Consider the following 22371-nt stretch of genomic DNA (forward strand, 5'->3'; position numbering starts at 1 on the left):
GAGATTTGAGATTTGAGATTTGAGATTTGAGATTTGAGATTTGAGATTTGAGATTTGAGATTTGAGATTTGAGATTTGAGATTTGAGATTTGAGATTTTCAAAGGGCTGGGATGCAAAATCTGAAATTTCAAATTGGAAATCTCAAATCCCTGCCAAAGCATGGTCTCATGACTTACCAATCTTTCGAGGATCTGCCGGTATGGCAGGAGGCCATTCGGCTGGCTGAGATGTGCGAAGATTTTCTGGACCAGTCCGGCAGCGAGATCCGGAGGGGAAAGCAAGACCAGCTTGATCGTTGTTCCCTTTCGGTGAGCAACAATATTGCGGAGGGATTTGAACGGGGAAGTACCAAGGAACTTCTTGCATTCATTTACATTGCCCGGGGTTCTGCGGGAGAGGTTCGAAGCATGTTGAGATTCTTTCAGAGAAGGCCCCGTCTGAAAGCCTGGGCAGGGCTGATGAGCCGTATTGCGGAGTCTTCGGAATCTTGTTCGCGTCAGCTACGGGCATGGGCAGATTCTCTGCAGAATTCGGATATTCAGGGCCAGCGTCATCTCAACAAAGAGAGCCGTAGCCACTATGAAAAACGCAAAGCGGCCCAAGAGGGGCAAAGAAAGCTCGAAGAGATGGAACGCAAGATCTTGGAGAGAATGCCCGACGGCACGCCCTTCAAAGAAGCCATGAGAAGAAAAGGGAAGATCTAGGGGGCTGAGTGAACGCAGCCATCCCGTCTTACCTCAGTGCTTTTCTCAGCACTTTGGAATTCCGGCCGCTTTTGTCATATTTCTCGCGCCGGGGCGTGGGAAGGGAGCTGGGGGTGGTGACTTGAAAGCCCATTTTTTCTTCGAAGAAGCGAAAGGCCTGGGTGCTGAGTGCGACGAGGGTTTCGCAGCCGCGCTGGCGGGCGATTTCCTCGGCATAGGCGACGAGCTTCTGGCCGTGGCCACGGTTTTTGTGACTGCGGCGGACAAACAGGCAGGCGAGTTCGGCGATCTTTTGACCGTCTTCTTCATAGCTGTGCACAGCTACAGAGCCGATGGGGTTTTCATCCACTTCCAGGACGAAGAAGTCCTGGATGCGGGCCTGGATCTCCTCCCGTGTGCGGGGGACGAGGGCGGCATCGTCCATGGACTGCTGCATCAGTGAAAGCAGAGCGGGAATGTCCGAGCTGTGGGCCGGACGGATTTGCTGGTAATCATCCGCATGGATCATGGTGCCGACGCCTTCATTGCTGAAAAGCTCCGAAAGCAGCGCCTCATCCTGGCTGCCATCGACGATGTGGACACGCGGCACGCCTTCTTCACAGGCCAGGGCGGCGTAACGCAGTTTGGAGAGCAGGTTGATGTCGTGCCGGGGATCTTTGCGGCGGTAAATTTCGCGCGCATCGGCGACGGAAAGCTGGGCTAGGCGGGCACCATCGGGGGTGCTCAGGCCGGCTTCGGAAACAAAGATGACCTTGGCTGCCCGCAGGGCGATGGCCACCTCCACGGCCACGGCATCCGAATTCAGCCGCAGGCTGGTGCCGCGGCTGTCATAGCCCAATGGCGGGAGTACGGGAATGATGTCTGCTTTTAGCAAAACCTGCAGGGTTTCCGTATCCACGCGCTCAATGCGGCCGGTGAATTCGAAATCGATGCCGTCAATGACACCGGTGGGGTGCACGGCGAGGGCATTGGAAACCGCCACGGGCATTTCCAGGGCAGTGAGGTCCGCCATGAGGGCGCTGGTCTGGCGGGTGATGGCATCCACCGCCACCTCCATGGTGGCGGCATCCGTCCGGCCCATGCCGTCGTCACTGCTCAGCGTCACGCCGCGCAGGCCTGCCAGGTATCGTACCTGGGCACGAGCGCCGAAGATCAGGACGACCTCAATGTTCAGCGACTGCAAGACGGCGACGTCCTGAAGCAGGCTGGCAAAACCAGGCTGGTGCATGAGGGCACCGTCAATGGCGATGACAAAAACGCGCTGCCGAAACTGGGGTACATAACGAAGGATGCCACGAAGGTCTTCGAAGCGGGCGGCGGGTTTGGTAGGGTCAGTCTCTGGCACCGGATAGTTTCGCGCAAACGCGGCGCTCTGCAAGGGCAGGCAACGTTGGCGCTGCATTCAGCTTTCCCTGAATGGCCGACCTATTCCTTCTTTAGGCATGCTGCCAGCAATTGGTCGCACACCTGTGTGGCCTGCAATGATGAGGAGCGGGGCAGGGCAGGCAAAGCACCGATGAGCACGGGCCAGTCCTCCACATCCTCAGGAATGCGTCCATGGCTGCCTTTGACCAGCGTGGCATCCAGCGGGATGACATCCAGCTTCATGCGGAAACCAAGCATTTTTTTGGCGAGCTTGAGGCCGATCTTCAGCTTGGGAAAGGGGATCTTCGGGTCCAGAAAAAGCTCCACCGGGTCATAACCGCATTTGCGATGAATATCCACGCAGCGGGCGAATTCGGGTGCCTTGGCATCGTCCTGCCAGTAATAATAGGTGAACCAGCTTTTAGCATCCGCGACTGCCACAAGGTCGCCGCTGCGCTCATGATTCAGCCCGGCGTAGTGTTTTTCCACCTTGCCCAATACCTGCTGCACACCGGGGGTTTGCTCCAGGACGGCCCGCACTTCGTTCAAGATGGAAGGGTCGTTCACGTAGATATGCGCCAGTTGATGATCCGCGATGGCGAAGGCGCGGCTGCCGCCCTGGTCGAGGGTCTCCGTGCCCAGTTCATCTTTGATGGATAACCAATGATGCTGACGAAAAATGCGGTTCAGATGCACTGGCTGGTCCACATCCGTGATGCCGTATTCAGAGAGCAAAATGACCTGGATCTGCCTGCGTTCGTAAAATTTGATCAGATCTCCCACTACCTCATCCACCTGACGCAGATCCTCGGCAATGAGCGGCATGTTCAGGCCCACACGCTGGAGGTTATAATCCAGATGCGGCAGGTAAACGAGGCTCAGGGACGGCCAGTGTTTTTCCTCGATCCACTTCGCACTCGCGGCGATCCATTTCGTGGATTCGATGCCGGAGGCCGGACCCCAGAAGTTCATGAAGGGAAACGGTCCCAGATCTTTTTTGATGCGGTCCCGCAGGCCCATCGGCTGCGTGTGGATATCAAAAACCTTGCCACCATCGGAGAGATAGAGAGGGCGTGGCGTGATGGCATAGTCCGCTGTGGAATGCATGTTGAACCACCAAAACACCTTCGCGCAGGTGAAGTCACTGTCCTGCTTGCGGAGCCTGTCCCAGAGCTTTTCTCCTTGGATGAGCTGCTCCGGCTGTTTCCAAAAGCGGTGCTCCGCATAGTCGCGGTCATACCAGCCATTGGCCACCACGCCATGGTCCCGCGGGGCTTTGCCTGTGACATAGGTGGCCTGTGCAGTGCAGGTGACTGCTGGCAGCACCGGCTCGATCAATGCTAGGCGGTTGCGCTCCACAAAGGCGCGGATGTTCGGCGTATGCTCGCCAATGAGGCGGCGCGTCAGGCCTACGACGTTGAGGATGGCAGTGCGGGACATGGGAAAGGTGGGAAGTGGTATTCAGTAACCAGGATTCATGAAGCCGTCATCCATTAAGAATCCCTCGTCATCCTCCATCGCTTAAAGCCGCTCCTGCGGTCCCAGGCGTCGCCTTGTTTCATCATCGCTGCCGCGGGCTCGCACGGTGATGAAGGCACTGGCCGCGATGATGCTGGCGCTGCATAGTAGGCTCAGAGTCTGAAACGACATCACACCGATGGCGGCAAAGGCCAAGTAGGGGGCCAGCAGCCCGCGTAGCCCGGTGAGGAAAGTGTGCACGCTCATGTATTCCGCCACGGCGTGTTTGGGGGCCAGCTTGGTCACCCAAAGCCCCCAGGTGACATTGCCGCCGGCATTGGCGATGCCCCACAAGGCCATGCCAGTGATCCACGCGCCCATGCCATGGCCGAGGTAAAAGGTGAGGATGCCTGCCGTGAAGATAAAGTTTAAAATTGTCCTCATCATGAACAGGCCGATGCGGTCATAAATGAGCCCCCAGGGATAGCCGAACAGCACCCTGGAGATGACCGGGACTACGCCAGTGATCCAGGCCACCTCGTGGCCCGGCAGGTTGATGCCATGCTTCGGATTCGCCAAGTATTCCACAATCAAGCATGTGGCCACCAAATTGCCGATGCCTGTCAACATCCAGGAGATGAGGAGGGTGCGGAAATCCCGGTCCACCTGGATCCAGCGCAAAGCGGACCAGAGGCCGGAGGGTGCGCTTTCATCAATGTCCCATTGGGTGGCTGGCAGGCCATAGGTCCATAGCCCGGAGGCCACGCCCGCCGCCGCAAAGGCCCAGAGCAACCAGCGGTAGTTTTCCAGGTCCAGACCGATGAGCCAGCCGCCGAATGCGCCAAAGGCCACCGCCATCGCTGCCCGTGTGACCCCGGTGATGGCAAAGAGACGTCCCCGGTCTGTCGCCGGATAATTCAGCCTGTAAATCTGCGTCAGCAGCGGGATCTGCATGGTAAAGCAAAACAGGCCTGTGCTGAGTCCGCCGATGAAGACCCACGGCTCCTGCGGAAACGCCGCTGCTAGGCCCATCAAGGCTCCGCCCAGGATCTGCACCTTTGCCGCCGTGCGGGCGATGGTGCTGCGAGCGCGAAGCAGCAGGGGTACCACGAAGAGGCTGATCATCATCCCGCTGCTCGTCGCGCTCAGGAAGATGGATTTGGCTGTATCCCCCAGGGCAAACACGCGCACCGCAATCAGCATCCCAAAGGTGGAGGTCAGCGTGTCCAGTACCCCCGCAGGCAGCGATCTCCACAATTCATTGCGGAAGGTACGTGTCTTCGGGTCGGGCTCGGACATGGATGGCTGTCTTTATGGATGACGCGGGATGATCCGTTTGTCATTCTGTCATTCGTGAATCCTTGCCACCTAGAGGCCCGCGTTTCATGATGGACCGAATTCCCCCTATGCGCATCGCCCTCCTTCATTACACCTTGCCGCCCGTCATCGGCGGCGTGGAGAGGGTGATTCGTGACCAAGCCGCGGCTCTGGAGGCACTGGGGCATGAGGTGGAGGTGTTTGACCGGAGTGCGGACGCCCTCGTCCGCTTTCGCAAAGTGATGGAGGCTGCGAATGATCCTGGAGTGCGGGCGCCCTCGCCCGCTACGCAGCAACCTAGGTCAAGCCTGGGACGCTTATCGGTGTCCGCCTCGGATCCATGTTCTATAAAAAACGATTCAAAAGCGCGCTCCCGCACTCCGCTCCAGCGTGTGAAAGAGTGGATCAATCATGCCGACACTGGTCCATACTTTGAACCGGCTAAGGAGATTGAAAAGCATCGGCATGGCCTTCCTCACTGGCAGCAGGCGGGTAAGCTTGTCTTTTTGACTTGGCGGCTGGCGGATGCTCTTCCCCAGGAAAAGTTAAACGAGTTGCGTGGAGCCAAAGCTTCCTGGGAAGCCGCGCACCCCAAGCCCTGGACAGTGGAGGAATCGGAAGCTTTTGACCAGATCTTCGATGCACAGGTGGAGCATTGGCTGGCAGCCGACATGGGAGCCTGTGTATTGCGGCAGTGGAAGGTGCGCGAACCATTGAGAGACACTTTGCATCATGGGGATGGTCACAATTATGACCTGCTCAGTTACGTGATTATGCCTAACCATGTGCATGTCCTTTTCCGCTTACGGCCGGGTTCCAGCCTGGAGTCGGTTATTCAAGCCTGGAAAAGTATTTCTTCACGGCGCATCGGGAAGATTCTGGGGCAGATGGGAGGGTTATGGCAGGAAGGTTATCGGGACACTTTGATTCGAGGTCCTGAGCATCTACAGCGGGTGCTGCACTACATTGAGAAGAACCCAAAAGAGGCCAGCCTGCTGGCCGGAAACAGTGAATTTTGGCAGTGTGGTCCCGTTGAAGGTAGCGGGCACACGGTTGAGGATGAAATACAAAGCGGACGGGGGCGTCCGCGCTCCAGGAACGAAGCGGACGAGGGCGTCCGCACTCCGTACTTCCAAGCCGTCATCGTCCACAATGTCTTCACGATGCCTTTTGATCTGGAATGGACAAAGGAGCTGCGTGAAATGGCGGAGCTGACGCCTGATATCCGTTGGTTTAACTGGGTGCATGATGTCGCTGCGGTGAATCCTTTTTATGCGCACCTTCCATGGCAGAGGGAGGATCATGCGATGCTTTCCCAACCGGTGCCGAATGCCATCAACATCACCGTTTCTGAGGCGCGGCGGCAGGATTACATGCGGGCGACGGGGTTAGAAAAAGAGCAGATTCAGGTCATCCCAAATGGCCTCCATCTGGCCTCCATCCTAGGGCTCACGGAGCGCATTGCTGGGCTGCGCTTGTGGGACCGGGAGCTGATCCTGGTGCATCCCACGCGCCTCATTCGGCGGAAGAACATTGAGTTAGGCCTGGAGGTGACGGCTTCTCTGAGGAAGGCCGGTTGCGATGTCATTTATGCCATCACAGGAGCGCCGGATCCTCATCAGGCGGACGGCATGCTTTATTACCAGGAGTTGAAGGCCTTGGTGGAGAGGCTGGATATTTCCCGTCATGTGCTTTTCCTAGGTGAGGAAGAACCCGTTTCAGATGAGGATGTGCGCAGCCTTTACACCGTGGCCGATGCGCTTTTTTTCCCCAGCACCGGGGAAGGGTTTGGCCTGCCGCTGCTGGAGGCGACGGCTCATCGCCTAACCGTTTTTTGTTCAAATTTAAGCGTGCATTATGAGGTGTTGGGCGAGGCGGGAGAGTATTTCAGTATCCAGTCTAAACCGGACGAAATTTCGGCACGGATCATGCAATGGTATCCGTCAGCAACCGTGAACCACCAACGGCGCCACCTATGGCGACGCCATGAAATGGTCAAAATCTGTCAGGAACATCTTGAGCCTTTGCTTGTAACCGCTAACCAGTCCACATGACCGACCCAACCAGTCTCTCAACCGAAATTCTCGCCATCCTGGAAGCCCGACACGGAGATCCGTTCGGCTTTCTGGGGCGGCAACCGCAGGAGGGTGGTGGAGCCATCGTACGCACGTTGCAGCCCCGTGCCCATGGTGTCACGGTGGTGGCTAGGGATGGCTCCGGCTCCTGGCCGATGAAGCGGGTGCATCATCATGGTTTTTTCACCGTGGACCTGCCTGCGGAGGCGGTTGATGTCGCTTATGATCTGGAACTGGCCACTTTTAATGGCCAGGCCGTGCGTCAGGCTGACCCTTATTCCTTTGGACCGCTCCTGGGAGAGCAGGATCTTTATTACTTTTGTGAGGGCACCCACCAGCGTTTGTGGGATTGCCTGGGTGCACGAATTCGCACGGTGGAAGGGGTGGCGGGCGTGCAATTTGCAGTCTGGGCACCCAATGCGCAGCGGGTTTCTGTCATCGGTGACTTCAATGATTGGGATGGCCGCATCAACCCGATGCGTTTGCGCATCGAAGGCGGTGTTTGGGAAATTTTCCTTCCTGGGATCAAGGAGCTGACCCATTACAAGTTTGAAGTCCTTTCGGCTGAAGGTTACGTCCAGGTGAAGAGTGATCCCTTCGCCTTCTTTGGCCAGCATGGCATCCAGACGGCCAGCCTGGTATTCGACCTGGAGCGCTATACTTGGAGTGACCAGGAATGGATGCAAAAACGGGCCGCCTATGATCTTTATCACAAGCCCATGAGTGTGTATGAGGTGCACCTCGGCAGCTGGAAGCGCGTGCCGGAGGATGGTAACCGCTCCAAGTCCTATCTGGAGCTGGCGGATGACCTTATCCCTTACGTGAAGAGCATGAACTTCACGCACATCGAGCTCATGCCAGTGGCTGAGCATCCTTTCGATGGCTCGTGGGGTTACCAGATCACGGGTTACTTTGCACCCACCAGCCGGTTTGGAAATCCGGATGAATTTCGCCAGTTTGTGGACCGCTGCCATCAGGCTGGCATCGGCGTGATCCTGGACTGGGTGCCAGGACATTTCCCGAAGGATGCACATGGCCTGGCCAAGTTCGATGGCACGGCCCTCTATGAACATGCGGATCCCCGCCAGGGCGAGCACCAGGACTGGGGCACGCTCATCTTTAACTATGGTCGTGCGGAGGTGAAAAACTTCCTTGTGGCCAATGCACTCTTCTGGCTGGAGCAGTATCACATCGACGGTCTGCGTGTGGATGCTGTGGCGTCCATGCTTTACCTGGATTATTCACGCAAGCCCTGGGCCTGGGTGCCTAACAAATACGGTGGTCGTGAAAACCTGGAGGCAATCGACTTCATGCGGGACCTCAACCGCATCTGCTACGAGCGCCATCCGGGAAGCACCATCATCGCCGAAGAAAGCACCGCTTGGCCAGGAGTCTCCCGGCCCACGGATGCAGGCGGTCTGGGCTACGGCTTCAAATGGAACATGGGCTGGATGAATGACAGCCTGCACTACATACAGGAAGACCCCATCCACCGGAAGTATCATCATGGGGAGGCCACCTTCTCCATGCTCTACGCCTATGATGAAAATTTCATCCTCGTCATCAGTCACGATGAAGTCGTGCATGGCAAGGGCAGCATGATCAACAAGATGCCCGGCGACCGCTGGCAAAAGTTTGCCAACCTCCGCATGTTCTATGGCTGGATGTGGGCCCACCCTGGCAAGAAGCTCGTGTTCATGGGCTGTGAATTTGGCCAATGGCAGGAATGGAGTCATGAGCGCAGCTTGGACTGGCATCTCTTCCTGGGGGAAGAACACGCCAGCATGCAAAAACTGGTGGCTGAAATGAACCGGCTCTACACTACCCGCCCTGCGCTGTATGCCCAGGATCATGATGGCAGCGGCTTTCAGTGGCTGGATGCCAGCGATGGTGAAAACAGCATCTTTGCCTTCATGCGAATGGCCCCGGGTGGTGATCGCGTCTATTGCGTCATCAATGCCACGCCCGTGCCACGAAAAGGATACCGCGTGGGCGTTTCCGAAGCAGGCGAGTATCTGGAACTGCTGAATACCGATGCCCCAGGCTATGCGGGCAGTGGCATGACCAATCCGCTGCCGATGCCTGCGGGTGCAACTGCCTGGCAGGGACAGCCGATGAGCATCGTCATCGACCTGCCGCCGCTGGGTGTCGTCTGGCTGGGAAAGTGAACTGCTGACCGGCTGTGCCTTGATCGAGAGCCACATGATGCCCCGTGCATCATGTGGGGCTTCGCATGATTCGAGGTGAGTGATATTTGCGCTTTGCAAGATAGCATCCATTTCAGACGATGGCTGTTCACCACCATGAAGACCACCGCCCTCGTCGCATTCGGATTGCTCAGCCTGCTCACTGCCGTCTATGCCGACAACTGGCCTATGTGGCGGGGGCCCCTGGGGGATGGAACGACTGCGGAGTCTGGCCTTCCGCAAAAGTGGAGCCGCGAGGATCACGTCCTTTGGAAGACCCCACTACCTGGGCCTGGCAATTCCACACCCATCGTTTGGGGAGACAAAGTTTTTCTCACCCAGGCCATTGAAAAAACAGGGCAGCGTCTCCTCCTCTGCCTGGACCGCCAGACCGGCAAGCAGCTCTGGGAGTCTGGCACTCTCTATCGCGAGCCTGAACTCACGCATGCCACCAATCCCTACTGCTCCGGCTCACCCGCGACGGATGGGGAGCTCATCATTGTTTTCTTCGGCTCTGCCGGGATCTTTTGCTACGACATGCAGGGCAAGGAGATTTGGAAACGCACCGACCTGGGCAGGCTCCATCACATCTGGGGGAGTGGCACTTCACCCGTCATCGCCGGGGACCGTTTTTTCCTGAATTTCGGCCCTGGGGAAAAGACCACGCTGTATGCCTTTGACAAGGCCACGGGCAAGACTCTCTGGCAGCATGAGGAGCCGGGCGGCGCATCCGGGGAGGAGAAAGGGAAAAAATGGCTCGGCTCCTGGGCGGACCCCTTGCTGCGCCACACGGGGGCTCGGGATGAGCTTTTTATGTCCTACCCTGGCCGCGTCTGCTCCTTCGATCCTCTCACGGGCAAGCCATGGTGGACCTGCGCTGGCCTCAATCCTCTGGTTTATAATTCGCCTCTCTATGCAGATGGGCATGTCATCGCCTTTGGCGGCTACAACGGCATGGGCCTCAGTGTCCGTGCAGGTGGGAGTGGTGATGTTACACAAAGCCATCGTGTCTGGCACCTGCCCAAGGTCAGCCAGCGCATCGGCACCGGGATCATCCGGGACGGTCATCATTACATTCTCACGGATGGAGGCATCGCTGAATGTCGGGATCTAAAAGATGGCAAGATCGTCTGGAGCGAGCGCCTCAAAGGCCCCGGTCCACGCGGACAAAACTGGTCCTCGCTCGTCCTCACCGCCGATGCTTTTTGTTATGCCATCAACCAAGGAGGTGACGCCTTTGTCTTCCGCGCCAGTCCACAGTTTGAGCTGCTGGCCACCAATTCCCTGGGGGAGAAAGTCATCGGCTCCATCGCCGTCAGCGACGGACATCTTTTTATCCGCAGCTACGAGCACCTCTGGTGCATTGGGCGTTGAGGTTGATTTTTGCGACGAAGAGTCTCCGCGCTCCTTTCACTCCAGCTCCGGCGGCACGTTTCCATAGGCCCAGGGATTGCCGCCGAAGATGGCTTTGGGGTAGGTGAAGACGGGGCCGGGGGTCAGTTCTTTGGCAAGCTCGATGCCGGTATCGGCCATTTGGCGACCGCCGGTGATGATGAGGTTGCTATACGAGGTCAGGCGGGTTTCATAACCACCTCCGGCAGGGCTGAAGGCTTCTTCGGTGGGGACATAACCGACGCTGCCATTGGCCAGCTCAACGGGGAAGGTGAAGGGGAACGGGCTGCCTTTTTTGATGTCGAGCCCGAACTGGACGAAGTATTCGGCAGGATTGCTAACGAAGGCGGCGGGGCCGACCTGGATGACCTGGACCTCGCAGTCCACATTCGGGGTGACGGTGCAGAGGTGATCCAGCATGACGGTTTCTTTGGCAAAGATCCACCCGGAGAGGTCACCTTGGGGCTTGCCTGCTTGAACGATCTCCAGGCTCTTTTGTACCTTGGCCGGGGCAGGTTTACGACGGGGGATGGAAAGCACTTTTTGGCGCACATCCAGCGGGACCTCAGTGCCGCGCGGGGTGCAATAGAGGACTTTCAAGGCCTCGGCCCCGATGCGGCCACCGACGTAGAGGGCACCTTCCTCGCCGCCCATGCGGCGGCTTTGGCTGAGGTTGTCCACCTGGGTCACATCGCCACACGCCCCCTGCATGAAGACGACGGGCACCTGCGTGCCGAGCGCGCCCTGGATGGTCTTTTCCATGTAGTAGATCCAGTTGGCGGAGATGCCGCCGGGGCTTGTGGTAGCATGGCAGGCATAGTTTACCATCACGCCCATGAGCTGGCCTTTCATGTCCCAGGCACCGATGACGCCGACCTGCGGATCAATGGGCCCGGCATACTCAATGATGTCTGGATTGCCCGCTCCAGGATGGCTCCAGCTCTGGCCGTTTTTCATGCGCAGGCGGCGGTTGAAGGCCACCTTGTCCTCATGGCCATAACCCACGCAAATTTGCGCAGGCTCACGCACCAAATGGGCCATGCGCACGCCTTCGACGATTTCGTTGGTCACTCGCATCACGAAGCCAGGATCGGCAGCGGAGGACTCTTCATAGGCGAGCTTTTTCACCAGGTCTGAAGCGGCATCGTATTCCCCAGGCATTACCATTCCCACAGGGCCTGAGGAGTGGGAATGGGAGGCTCCGATCATCACGCAATCTCCCGGAATGGAGAGCTCCTTTTCAATGCGGGCGCGCGCCTCCAGGACGATCTGGCGCGGTACGATGAGGGTATCCAGCCCCACGAGAGCCACCTTCTTTTTGCCATCGTCAAAGAGTGCCACGCGGACTTTGCAGGCATCGTGAAACTTGCGGTGGTAAGCCTTGCCGTAACCGCCCGGTTGCTCCATGCCGATGCCGGGCGTGATGTCCCGTTCGGCAAATCCGGCCTTGATGCTGGAGGCAACGGGGGCAGCAGTCTGTGCGCAGACGGTGGTGACAAAGAGTCCGAAGACGAGGAGAACGTTTCTCATGGTCAGAGCATACAGTGGCGGAGAGCAGACTTTGCACCCCTTCCTCACCTGATGTTGACTTTTCATGACCTGTTTAGGGCGTGTGAGTTCTTCATCCCGATGATTTGACAGCCCTTGGCACTGGGATGCATACTGCCGCTGCTATGCCCAGCCTTGCTCATGAAAACCTCCTCCGCGCTGCCGGTCATCGGCTGATCGCCGGTATCGATGAGGCGGGGCGAGGTCCACTGGCGGGGCCGGTCTCCGTGGCAGCCGTTGTGCTGCCGGAGAAATACCGGCACAAGCTGCTCAATGATTCGAAACAGCTCAACCACGCTACCCGCGAGCTGCTGTATGAGGAGCTGACCCAGGATGACCGCATCCGCTGGCACAGTGTGATGATCGGCGTGGCGGACATTGATCGCGTGAACATTCTGCAAGCGACATGGTTAGGCATGCGGCGTTGCGCTCTGGAGCTGGATCCTCGCCCCTGTGCAGCACTCATCGATGGCAGGCCGGTGCGGGATTTTCCTCTGCATCATGTGGCTTTGGTAAAGGGGGACAGCCTCAGCTATTCCATCGCCGCAGCCAGCATCATCGCCAAGGTCAGTCGAGATCGCCTGATGGTGCAGATGGCGCAGCAGTACCCAGGGTATGGATTTGAGGTTCATAAAGGCTACCCCACCCCTGCACATCAGGCAGCTTTGAAAAAGCTGGGGCCTTGTCCAGAGCATCGGCGCAGTTTCAGCCCAGTGGCCCAGATGCAGCTCGATCTGGGGATGTGATGTTCAGTGTCAGCGGATCGTGGCACCATGCCGCGCCGTCATGCTGAGGCCAAATAAGGCGCATTGGAGGGCAGTTGCGGTCCATGAGAGAGATGGGCTGTCAATCAGACACAACAATTATGAAACATGCACCTACCGTCGCCGGAGCCCTCCTTGGACTTTTGTTCCTTACCTTTGGGCTGAACTTTTTCTTCAACTTCATCCCGATGCCTGCGGATCCATCCCCTGCGGATGCCCCGCATAAGCTCTTCATGGCAGCCCTCTTCCCGACCGGCTATCTGGCCTTTGTGAAGGTGCTGGAAATCACCGGCGGCCTGCTAGTGGCACTGCCGAAGACTCGCAATCTGGGACTTCTGATCCTGGGCCCCATCATCGTCAACATCCTGGCCTTTCACATCTTCCTGACTAAAGGCGCTGGTCTCTTTGAGCCACCTGTCGTGCTCATCACGGTGCTCGCTCTCTTCCTGCTGTGGTCAGGCCGTCGTGCCTTTGCCGGCTTGGTGAAAAACTGAGCTCTTTAAACAGACTTTGTGGCCGGTCTTCTGCATCATTCGGAAGACCGGTTTTTTTCTGCCTGGATCTCGCGGTCAGACTTCTTCGTGGACCCACCGCCACGGTTGCGCTATGCCAGCGGTCATGCAGATTACCAGTGCCAGCAATGAAAAGGTCAAGTACGCCCGGCGTGTCCGCGAGGGGCGGGAAGCGGGTGTCATTTTCATCGAAGGACTGCGCCTGGCTGAAGAGGCGGTATCCTCCGGCCTAACAATTGAAGCTTGTTTTTACGAGGTTTCTGAAAAAGCCGATGCGCGTGCAGAAGCATTGCTGGAACTGCTAAAGGGGAAGGGAACATCCATGCTTCCTGCCACAACGGAGGTGGTCCATTCACTGGGAGATACCGTGCAGAGCCAGGGCATCATCCTGCTGGCCAGACGCCCTCAGCGCGGAAGCGAGCGCCTGCGGCAAACCGGCTCCACGCTCCTGCTGGGGCTGGATCGTGTGCAGGACCCTGGCAATTTGGGCACGCTCATCCGCACAGCTGAGGCGGCTGGAGCAGGGGGCATAGTTTCTCTCAAAGGAAGTGCGGATGCTTTTTCACCCAAAGTGCTGCGCAGTTCGATGGGCTCCGCTTTTCGACTGCCGTTGCTGGAGGAGGCATCCGCTGCTGACTTGCAGGTTCTCCAGTCCGCGCAGGGATTTACCATGGTGGCTGCGGCGGGTGACGGAGAGATGGATTACACCGGCTACGACTGGCGGCAACCGACACTCCTTTTGTTAGGCAATGAAGGGCGCGGTGTGGCGGCAGAGTTGATGCAACAGTGCGATGTACGCCTGCGCATCCCCATGCATGCAGGTGTGGAATCCCTGAACGTAGCGGCTGCTGGCGCGGTGATGCTTTTTGAAGCGGCGCGCCAGCGCAGGATCTCAGCGTAAGGTGCGCGGCACAAAGGCCCACTGCATGCCGGCTGCCTCAGCCGCGACGATGCCTGCCTGACCATCTTCCAGCACCAGGCATTCCTTGGGGTCCACACCCATTTTTTCAGCAGCCAGCAGGAACATGTCCGGGGCCGGTTTGCCACGCTTCACATAGGCGGGCGTGACGATGGTGGGGAAGAGATGCAGAAGACCGCTGGCAGCCAGGCATCCCCGGACGATGATCTCCTCACTGCCGGAGGCGACAGCCATGGGGAATTTGCCTTCGAGGGAATGCGCGAAATCTGCCACCGGCTTGATGGCCTGCATCTGGGGAATGATTTTCAGGAACATTTCCACCTTGGATTCCGCCACGGCATCGGGATCCACCATGGTGCCGTGCTGGGCATTCAGCTCCATCACCACATCCTGCTCACGTACGCCAGCGCGGGCATAAAAAAACTCCTCGGAAAATTCAAAGGGGGCGTTGTGCAGTTTCAGCGAGGCCAGCCAGGCCTCATAGTGTCGTGGCATGGAATCCACCAGTGTGCCGTCACAATCGAAGATATAGGCTTGGAAGGGATAGTCGGGAATCTCGAGCATGGAATGAGCATACGATAGACCTGCGTAGCAGGGATGTCGAATGCCTCTTGATAACCCCGAGAGGCTAGACCGATGCCTCTTCGATATACTCCAGCGCCTTGGTCAGGCTGGACTGCGTGAGGAAGTGATTTAGCCGGGCAGGGAGCACGGGTTTGAGCCGCTGATGCTCCGCGCTCAATGCTTCAGAGACGCGCTGCAACTCAGCCAGATGCGCTGCCGGATCACGGTCACGAAAGGCGTGGTCGGCGATGGTATCCAGCCGCTGGCGCAATAGCTGGTGGAGGTGGGTAAACTCAGGGTTCACAGGGATTTATCGATCAGCAACGAGGCTGCCCGGCGCGGGTTGGGATGATAGCCATTGAGCCCGGCGCGAATTTTTTTGGCACGTTCCACACAGGTCTCCGCCTTCTGGAAATCTCCTGAGGCTTTATAGACCGCCCCCAGGTTGATGTAGGTCTGGGAAAGATCCGACGGGTCCATCTGGTCACTGGTCAGAGTTTGGCGGATGCTTAGGGCGTGCTCATGCATTCGTTGGGCATTTTCCACGTCCAGGTTGGCATAATAAAGCACCCCCAGATTGTTGAAGACACTGGCCACGCGGGAACTGCGGCTGCCATCGGTGGCCAGGAAGATATCGAGCGCTTCGTTGTAGTATTGCTCGGCCTTTGTGTAATCCCGCATCTGCTTGAAGAGCATCGCCAGATTGTTCTTAATGGTCGCCACCTTGTCACTGTCAGCGATGTCTCCTTGGGCAGCGATTTTCAGCGCCTTTTCATAGAATTCAGCCGCCAGATCTGCCCGGCCCCAGCGGTCATAGAGATGAGCCAGGAGGGAGTAGATCCCCGTCAGCAGCTCAGCGTCTGGCCGACGGGGTTCCTGGGCACGATGCAGTGCTTCTTTGTAGAGGGATTCTGCCTTGCGGAAGTCCCCCTCCTTTTGTCTCAAGTCCGCCAATACACTGATCTGTTCCACCAGGTGCCCTACCTTGGCTGTGTCATGGTAGGCCACACGGCGCGCCTCCTCGACACTGCGCGAGGCTGCGACAATCTGACGCTCCAGGTTGGGGTCCACAGGTTGTAGGGTTGGCTGAACTGCGGCCAGAGATCAACTGGCGTCGCGGTAGGATTGGGCAAGATTGGCGATCTGGTTACGGGCAGAGGCCATCATGTCTCGGGACACTCCGGCATTTTCATACCAATGAGTGTAAGCATGGTTGTCGAACATGATGTCAAACTGCGAAATCAGGCGTTCGAATACGGCGGCGATACCTGTGTGGTTCACGAGAGCTAGGCCGCTGGAGGCGAATCCTTCAGGAGCTGTCTCTGCGTAACCCAGCTTGAGGCCACCTGAGGATGGCATGTAGCTGGCGTAGTTTAGGGACTTGCGGATGGTGGCCATGTTTTCATCCACATCCTTGGCCTTCACATCACCACGGAAAAGGGCGCTGGCGGCCAGATAGACTCCCTGCTGCCAGTCGATGGCGGCGGTGAAGTTATCCTGGGCAAAGGTTTCGCGGGCGAGGTCGGGGAAGTTGGTGCGCACCTGTCCTTCCTGGCCTGGACCACGCATCGGCGCGAAGCTGGCCGTGAGGAAATGGTTGCCAGGGAAGGGGACCAGATTGGTCACAAACTCGCTCAAATCTGTATTCAGCTTTCCGGGGAAACGCAGGGACGCCGTCACCGAACTGACGATCAGCGCGATGATGTTGTTCAGGTCCATGTAGTTCGGGCTGCGGTTCAGCTTCGCCTTGGCGATGCGGAAGAGAGCCTCATTGTCCAGGAGCACAGCACCGTCGGCATTGTCCAGAATGCGCTGCAACGTCAGGATGGCGTTGTAGGGCTCCACGGCGGAATCCGAGATCAGTGGGGAAGGCACCACGGAGAAGGTGAAGATGCGCTTCTTTGGGTAAGCCTGGCGCAGGCGCTCCAGGATGAGGGAACCCAGGCCGGAGCCGGAACCACCGCCGATGGAGTGAGTCATCAAAAAGCCCTGCAAGCCTTTGGTTTTCTCCACCGCGCTGTCGATCACGTTCATGATCTGGTCGATGACCTTGTCACCTTCCACATTGTAGCCGCGTGCCCAGTTGTTGGCGGCACCGGGGATCTTGCGGACGATGCTGCTTTCATCAAAAAGCTGTGACATGTCGCCACCTTCGATACGGGCAATGACGCCCGGCTCAAGGTCCACCAGCACGGCGCGGGGGACGTATTTGCCATCGCGCACCTTGTGGAAGAAAACCTCCATGTTGCTGTTGGCGGCGACGTTTGTCCCCTCCTTCAGGGTGCCTGCCTCGGTGAGGCCATGTTCGCGCAAAGCCAGCCTCCAAAAGCTGTCTGCAATTTGATTGCCGCACTGTCCGACGTGAATGCTCAGAATCTCTCTCACTGTTTGTCCTCCGGGATGGTTCTAATGAATCGTTAAAAAGGCGTGGTCTGGCCGCTTAATTAGCGGCGGCGGTCCACAAGGTCACGCAGGCTCATGGAGCCACGGGGATCTTCATTGGCGCTGGAACGGGCGACGACTTCGCCCGAGGCATCCTGCACTTTGGCCTTGGCACCGCTTTCCTCAGCCACCTGGTAGCTCTGGATGAGCTCCTGGGCAGAGGCGCGGAGGGCATTGATCTGGTCTTCAGACATGCCTTCATTGAGATACCAGTTGGCGAAGGCCTTGCGCTGCCAGAGCTTGTCAAAGTTGTGGCAAATCCGGTCCAGAACACGGGCGATCTCGGTGTTATTGGCCAGCAGAACCATGCTCTTGCGGTGGGAGATGCCGGGCTGCTCCACATAGCCGATTTTGAAAGCGGTGGGGATCCAGTAAGTCAGCGGCAGTTTTTCACGCATCGCGGCCAGGGCGGCATCCGCCTGCGGTTTGTCATCCATGATGCCGCGGTAAAGAACGGCGGTGCTCAGGAAGCGACCTTCCATCGGGGAGCAGGCGGCGAAGACGGAGCCATTGTCAAAGAGGGACTTGATCATCTCTTCGATGCCCATTTCCTCGAACTTGCTGCGGTCAGGCGGTGTCAGGGGGGCAAAGGCGCACATCAGGAAGTGCAGGGACGGCTGCGGAACGAGGTTGGTCAGCAGCTCGCGCAGGCTGATTTCCACCGTGAGGAAACCGCTGAAACGCATGGAGGCGGTGATGCCAGCCAGTGCCTCCGTGATCAGCAAATTCAGGTCATCCACCGTCGGGCTTTCGATGTTCCATTTGCGATGGGCCAGATCGAAGAGCGCCTCATTGTCAAAGATCAGGCAGGCATCGGCGGAGCGACGCAGCGTATTCAGCGCGAAGACCGTGTTATAAGGCTCCGTCACCACGGAGGAGACCTGCGGGGAAGGCAGGACTGCACAGCTCAGCACGGGAAATTCAGGATACTTGTCCTTCAGTGTCTCGATGAGCAGGGTGCCCAGGCCAGAGCCGGAACCACCCCCGATAGCGTGCAGCACAATGATGCCGCCGACGTTGTCGCACTTGTCGATTTCAAAATCCAAGCGTCCCATCACTTCAGGAAGCACCTCACGGCCTGCGCCCAGGTAACCCACGGCAAAGTTTCCCCCAGCACCTTCCGTGCGGGAGATGAGGTTGGCGGGGTTGAATAGGGAACCGCTGGTGGCCTTGACGTTGTCGATCACGCTCGGCTCCAGATCCACCATGATGGCGCGGGGCACGTAGCTGCCGGATGAGGGTTCTCCCAGTTTGGAGAAGAATGAACTCCAGTTTCCACGCGGGGTGCCTGAGCTCTGCCCAGTCATGGGATCAATCCCATGCTCCAGGCAAACGGTCTTCCAGAAAGAAGCCGCGATTTGATTGCCCGCCTGACCTATTGAAACGACGATTGTGTTATTGACCTTCATTCAGTGACTCGAATTTCAACCTTTTCTATTATATTTGAGAATATTTGCAACAGTTGTTCTCAAAATGATAACTCTTCCTTTTCATGTTAGCAAGAATGATCCCAATTTGCTCACAGGTTTCAAAAAGTTTGGCTATCTATAACCGCGATTAGCCATTCTGCCTAAATTATCGGGGCCGCGCAGGCTTTCCAATGGAATAATAGGCCGAATTTAACAATTTTCTTACAAATCGAGGGATTCGCACAATGTGTAGGAGCGGATGTGACGCTCTTGCTAACCGGAAATCGGCTGCGTGATATCCTCATTCGAAAATTGACTCATCAGCCATACCGCCCAGATGATAGGGCTGAGTCGTGCCTATACCTCCTTCCATTCTTTCTCTCTCCACTTGCTGGAACAGCCACCGTCATACTGATGGGCGATTGCTTGCCGAGGAAGCGAGAGATTTGGGTTTTGAATGGATCGAGGTCAGTCATGGAACCAAGATTTCTCTGCTGCCCGGTTTGCTGGAGGCCGTCGCAGCAAGGGAGATCAAGGTCAGCAGCGTGCATAACTTTTGTCCGCCACCGGTGGAGGTGTTGATGGATGCGCCTGATGTGTATGAGTTTACATCTCCAAAAGCCTGGGAGCGCAACCGGGCTATCCTGCTGACCCAAAAGACACTGGCTATGGCACCCCGTTTTGGCACGGACCGGGTGGTCATCCACCTGGGCAGTGCGCGGGTGCGTTCCATCACGGATAAACTGGAAGCGATGGCGCGTGGCGGGCAGCTTTATTCCAGGGACTATTGTAATCTAAAGTTAAAACTCGTGGCGCAGCGGGAGGCCGCCAGTGCCCAGGCTCTGGAGTATGTGCGCATCGCTTTGGATCAACTCCTTCCCGTCTGTGAAAAAGAAGGCGTGCGGCTGGGGATCGAGACCCGCAGCCACTATGAGCAGATCCCGAATCAGCGTGAAATGCTGCTGTTGTTAGATGAATATAAGGACTGTCCCTGGATCGGCTCCTGGCATGATTTCGGCCATGTGCAGCGCCAGGCGAATCTCGCTCTTTTGGATCCAGGACTGTATCTTTCACAGATCGCCCCGCGCTTGCTCGGCTGCCATGTGCATGATGTGCAATGGCCGATGAAGGATCATCGCGCGCCGCTGAGCACGGGCGGTGTTGCTCTTGAAAAATGGCTACCTTTGCTGCCACCTGGCGTTCCCTTGATCTGGGAGCTTAGTCCAGGCATCCGGCGTGATGATTTGGTGGTAGCACTCAGCCGATGGCAGGAAAAATTTTCAGCCTAACGAAAAAGATTTATTTTGGTTTGTGAAAAAGTCGGCGCGGCAGGCCGTAGGTTTGTCATATGAACCGCATGCGCCACATCGCCCTGCTCGCCGTCCTGGCACTCGTCACGGCTGCTCAAGCAGCTCCTGACACTCAGTCTGCTGCCCGTGAGATTGATGACATTCTTAAAGCCGACTGGAAGAAGAATAACCTGAAAGGCAATCCAGAACTGGATGACAACACTTTCATCCGCCGCATTTATCTGGACATCACTGGCCGCATCCCGACGACCCGTGAGGTGGAAACCTTCATGAGCTCCCAGGCACCGGACAAGCGCGCCAAGCTTATTGACCACCTGCTGGCATCCGAGGGTTATGTGCAGCACACCTACAATTACTTTGCGGACGTCCTCCGCGCCCAGACCAACGGCAGCCAGGCTGGATTGATCACCGGTGCCGCCTACACCAACTATCTCAAAGAAAGCCTGCGCAAAAACAAGCCCTACGACCAGATCGTCCGCGACCTCGTCGCCGCTGAAGGGGAATCCTGGGACAACGGGGCCATCGGTTATTACATGCGTGATCGTGGCATGCCGCTGGATAACATGGCCAATACCGCCCGTGTCTTTTTAGGTACCCGCGTGGAGTGCGCCCAGTGCCATAACCATCCGTTCGACAAATGGACGCAGATGCAGTTCTTCCAGATGGCGGCCTTCACCTACCCGGTGCAGACCAATGATTATTTTGACGACAGCACCCGGGGTGCCCAGACCATCATGAATCAGCGCCTGAAGGACGCTCGCGACAAATATAAAATTCCCGTCGTCAGCAAGAAGATGACGGACAAGGAGAAAGCTCAGGTCAAGCGTGACGCTGAAAAGATCGGCAAGCAGGCCCGCCTGGCCGGTGAAGCTGTTCGCAAGGACAACCGTTACATTGAGGAGGCCCTTGCCGATGTCCGCAACCTCAAACGCTACACCAACGTCAGCTTCCAGGATAACCGCAAGCTAGTACTTCCTCACGATTATCAATATACTGATGCCAAGCCCAAGTCCCGTGTCGAGCCTGCCACCATGTACGGCCACGCTGCGGAAGTGAAAGTGGGCGAAACCCAGCTCCAGGCCTATGCCCGGTGGATGACCCGGGATAACGAACGATTCAACAAAGTCATCGCCAACCGCCTTTGGAAGCGCGCTTTCGGCCTCGCTCTCATCGAGCCGCTGGATGAGCTCATGGACAGCACCGTCCCGATGAATCCTGAATTGCAGGCCCATTTGGAAAAGCTCATCGTCTCCCTGGACTATGACATGCAGGCCTTCCTGCGTATTCTTTACAACACCAGTGCCTACCAGCGCCAGGTCACCCGCGAGGAGATCGCCCCCGGCATCGTTTATCATTTCACCGGCCCGATCCTGCGCCGTATGTCGGCTGAGCAGATGTGGGATTCTTTCGTGACCTTGATCAACCCGAATCCGGACATGCCCAATGAACCGCTTCGTGAGACCTTCACCAACCGCATCCTTGCTGCCAAAAAGATCAATGACTCCATGGAAGCGCTGACTCCTGAGGAAGTCCTGGCCGGTGCCGAAAAAACAGGCAACCTTTACAAAAAACAGGCTGACAGGATTCGCGTTCTTCAGGCAAAAATATCCGAAGCCCGCGCCAAGGAGGACAAGGTCTCGGCAGACAAATACCGCAAAGATTTGTCCCAGCTTGAGCGTGAAACACGCACCTCCGTGAATGAGAACCTCCTCATCCCCGGCATGAAAAAACTGGCCACAGACCTGGGCGTGGTCCCCACTCTGCTTTCCCCCGGTAAAAAAGGTGAAGCCGTGGTCGCAAGCGCCAGCATGGACATGATGATGATGGCCAGTGAGGGCAATGTCTCTGAAAAAATCTTCCTCCCCGGCTACGATACTCCCAAGCGTTCCGCTGAAGAGGAGAAAGCACTGCGTGAAAGCCGTGAAGCAGTCTGGAAGGAAGAGGCTGAGTTCTACGGCCTCCCTGATAAACAACTGCGTGACTATTACCGCGCCCGTGGTGAGCAGGTCCGTAGCTGGGTGCGCTCTGCCGAACTGGACAGCCCCGCCCCCCGTGGCCATTACCTGCGTGAATTCGGCCAAAGCGACCGTGAAACCATCGAAAACGCCAACCTCGAAGCCAGCGTGCCCCAGGCCCTGGCCATGATGAACGGCCAGCTCATGCCGCAGATCATGCACCGCCACAGCCAGCTCATGCTGACTGTCAGCAAGGCCCAGTATCCGGATGACAAGGTGGAGGCCATTTATAAAACCCTCCTTTCCCGCAAGCCTACCGCCAAGGAAAAGGAAGTGTGGATGAAGGCCCAGGACGGAGGTCTCGTCGCCATCGAAGACCTCATCTTCTCTCTCCTCAACACCCAGCAGTTCATTTTCATTCAGTAACACCGCCGTTAGCCACCCTTAACC

18 protein-coding genes are annotated in these 22371 nt (G+C 57.4%); 9 read left to right on the top strand and 9 right to left on the bottom strand.

What is annotated here, in order from left to right:
* Window positions 1-111: 111 nt before the first annotated feature.
* Entirely contained in the window at window positions 112-705 is a 594-nt protein-coding gene (locus EI77_RS20195) for a four helix bundle protein (RefSeq protein WP_208300429.1), read from the top strand.
* 28 nt (window positions 706-733) lie between these two features.
* On the opposite strand, the gene argA is transcribed toward EI77_RS20195, so the two are convergent.
* From argA to EI77_RS20210, 3 genes are all read right to left on the bottom strand, one after another.
* The gene (argA, locus tag EI77_RS20200; protein ID WP_133797125.1) at window positions 734-2107 is read right to left on the bottom strand and encodes an amino-acid N-acetyltransferase; all 1374 of its coding nucleotides are present in this window, start codon (window positions 2105-2107) and stop codon (window positions 734-736) included.
* Between the two features lie 23 nt (window positions 2108-2130).
* Window positions 2131-3510, bottom strand: a complete 1380-nt coding sequence (locus EI77_RS20205; RefSeq protein WP_133797126.1) for an alkaline phosphatase family protein — start codon at window positions 3508-3510, stop codon at window positions 2131-2133.
* An 81-nt stretch (window positions 3511-3591) separates the two neighbouring features.
* A complete protein-coding gene (locus EI77_RS20210; RefSeq protein WP_133797127.1) occupies window positions 3592-4827 on the bottom strand; it encodes an MFS transporter in 1236 nt (411 codons plus the stop codon).
* 86 nt (window positions 4828-4913) lie between these two features.
* Between EI77_RS20210 and EI77_RS20215 the strand changes: the two genes are divergently transcribed.
* The 3 genes from EI77_RS20215 (at window position 4914) to EI77_RS20225 (ending at window position 10480) form a co-directional block, all read left to right on the top strand.
* Window positions 4914-6899, top strand: a complete 1986-nt coding sequence (locus tag EI77_RS20215; RefSeq protein WP_133797128.1) for a glycosyltransferase — start codon at window positions 4914-4916, stop codon at window positions 6897-6899.
* The gene (gene glgB / locus EI77_RS20220) at window positions 6896-9088 is read left to right on the top strand and encodes a 1,4-alpha-glucan branching protein GlgB (RefSeq protein ID WP_133797129.1); all 2193 of its coding nucleotides are present in this window, start codon (window positions 6896-6898) and stop codon (window positions 9086-9088) included. Before EI77_RS20215 ends, glgB begins: the two co-directional genes overlap by 4 nt.
* A 135-nt stretch (window positions 9089-9223) precedes the next feature.
* Entirely contained in the window at window positions 9224-10480 is a 1257-nt protein-coding gene (locus EI77_RS20225; RefSeq protein ID WP_133797130.1) for a PQQ-binding-like beta-propeller repeat protein, read from the top strand.
* 36 nt (window positions 10481-10516) lie between these two features.
* Here the strand turns inward: EI77_RS20225 and EI77_RS20230 are convergent, their stop codons facing one another.
* Window positions 10517-12028, bottom strand: a complete 1512-nt coding sequence (locus EI77_RS20230) for a hypothetical protein (RefSeq protein ID WP_208300430.1) — start codon at window positions 12026-12028, stop codon at window positions 10517-10519.
* Window positions 12029-12171: 143 nt separating this feature from the next.
* Here EI77_RS20230 and EI77_RS20235 point away from each other — a divergent pair, with 143 nt between their 5' ends.
* From EI77_RS20235 to EI77_RS20245, 3 genes are all read left to right on the top strand, one after another.
* Window positions 12172-12792 (top strand): ribonuclease HII, encoded by a 621-nt coding sequence (locus EI77_RS20235; protein WP_243838962.1) that lies wholly within the window; start codon window positions 12172-12174, stop codon window positions 12790-12792.
* Window positions 12793-12911: 119 nt separating this feature from the next.
* On the top strand, window positions 12912-13304 hold the full coding sequence (locus EI77_RS20240) for a hypothetical protein (protein WP_133797132.1): 393 nt from the start codon (window positions 12912-12914) through the stop codon (window positions 13302-13304).
* Window positions 13305-13428: 124 nt separating this feature from the next.
* Window positions 13429-14223, top strand: coding sequence for a TrmH family RNA methyltransferase (locus EI77_RS20245; RefSeq protein WP_166647395.1), 795 nt, complete (start codon window positions 13429-13431; stop codon window positions 14221-14223).
* Here the strand turns inward: EI77_RS20245 and EI77_RS20250 are convergent.
* From EI77_RS20250 to EI77_RS20270, 5 genes are all read right to left on the bottom strand, one after another.
* Window positions 14215-14805, bottom strand: coding sequence for an HAD family hydrolase (locus EI77_RS20250; RefSeq protein ID WP_133797134.1), 591 nt, complete (start codon window positions 14803-14805; stop codon window positions 14215-14217). The two genes, EI77_RS20245 and EI77_RS20250, sit on opposite strands and share 9 nt — an antisense overlap.
* Window positions 14806-14869: 64 nt before the next feature.
* Window positions 14870-15109 carry a hypothetical protein gene (locus tag EI77_RS20255; RefSeq protein WP_133797135.1) on the bottom strand — a complete coding sequence of 80 codons (240 nt, stop codon included), beginning with the start codon at window positions 15107-15109 and terminating at the stop codon, window positions 14870-14872.
* A complete protein-coding gene (locus EI77_RS20260) occupies window positions 15106-15876 on the bottom strand; it encodes a tetratricopeptide repeat protein (protein ID WP_133797136.1) in 771 nt (256 codons plus the stop codon). Before EI77_RS20260 ends, EI77_RS20255 begins: the two co-directional genes overlap by 4 nt.
* A gap of 33 nt (window positions 15877-15909) precedes the next feature.
* Window positions 15910-17190 (bottom strand): tubulin beta chain, encoded by a 1281-nt coding sequence (locus EI77_RS20265; RefSeq protein WP_133797137.1) that lies wholly within the window; start codon window positions 17188-17190, stop codon window positions 15910-15912.
* A gap of 59 nt (window positions 17191-17249) precedes the next feature.
* The gene (locus EI77_RS20270; protein ID WP_133797138.1) at window positions 17250-18656 is read right to left on the bottom strand and encodes a tubulin beta chain; all 1407 of its coding nucleotides are present in this window, start codon (window positions 18654-18656) and stop codon (window positions 17250-17252) included.
* A gap of 353 nt (window positions 18657-19009) precedes the next feature.
* Here EI77_RS20270 and EI77_RS20275 point away from each other — a divergent pair, with 353 nt between their 5' ends.
* Together EI77_RS20275 and EI77_RS20280 are read left to right on the top strand one after the other, a co-directional pair.
* On the top strand, window positions 19010-19945 hold the full coding sequence (locus tag EI77_RS20275) for a sugar phosphate isomerase/epimerase family protein (RefSeq protein WP_133797139.1): 936 nt from the start codon (window positions 19010-19012) through the stop codon (window positions 19943-19945).
* 59 nt (window positions 19946-20004) lie between these two features.
* Window positions 20005-22347, top strand: coding sequence for a DUF1549 domain-containing protein (locus EI77_RS20280; RefSeq protein WP_133797140.1), 2343 nt, complete (start codon window positions 20005-20007; stop codon window positions 22345-22347).
* Window positions 22348-22371: the final 24 nt, after the last annotated feature.

Source organism: Prosthecobacter fusiformis, assembly GCF_004364345.1.
Classification (GTDB): Bacteria; Verrucomicrobiota; Verrucomicrobiia; order Verrucomicrobiales; family Verrucomicrobiaceae; genus Prosthecobacter; species Prosthecobacter fusiformis.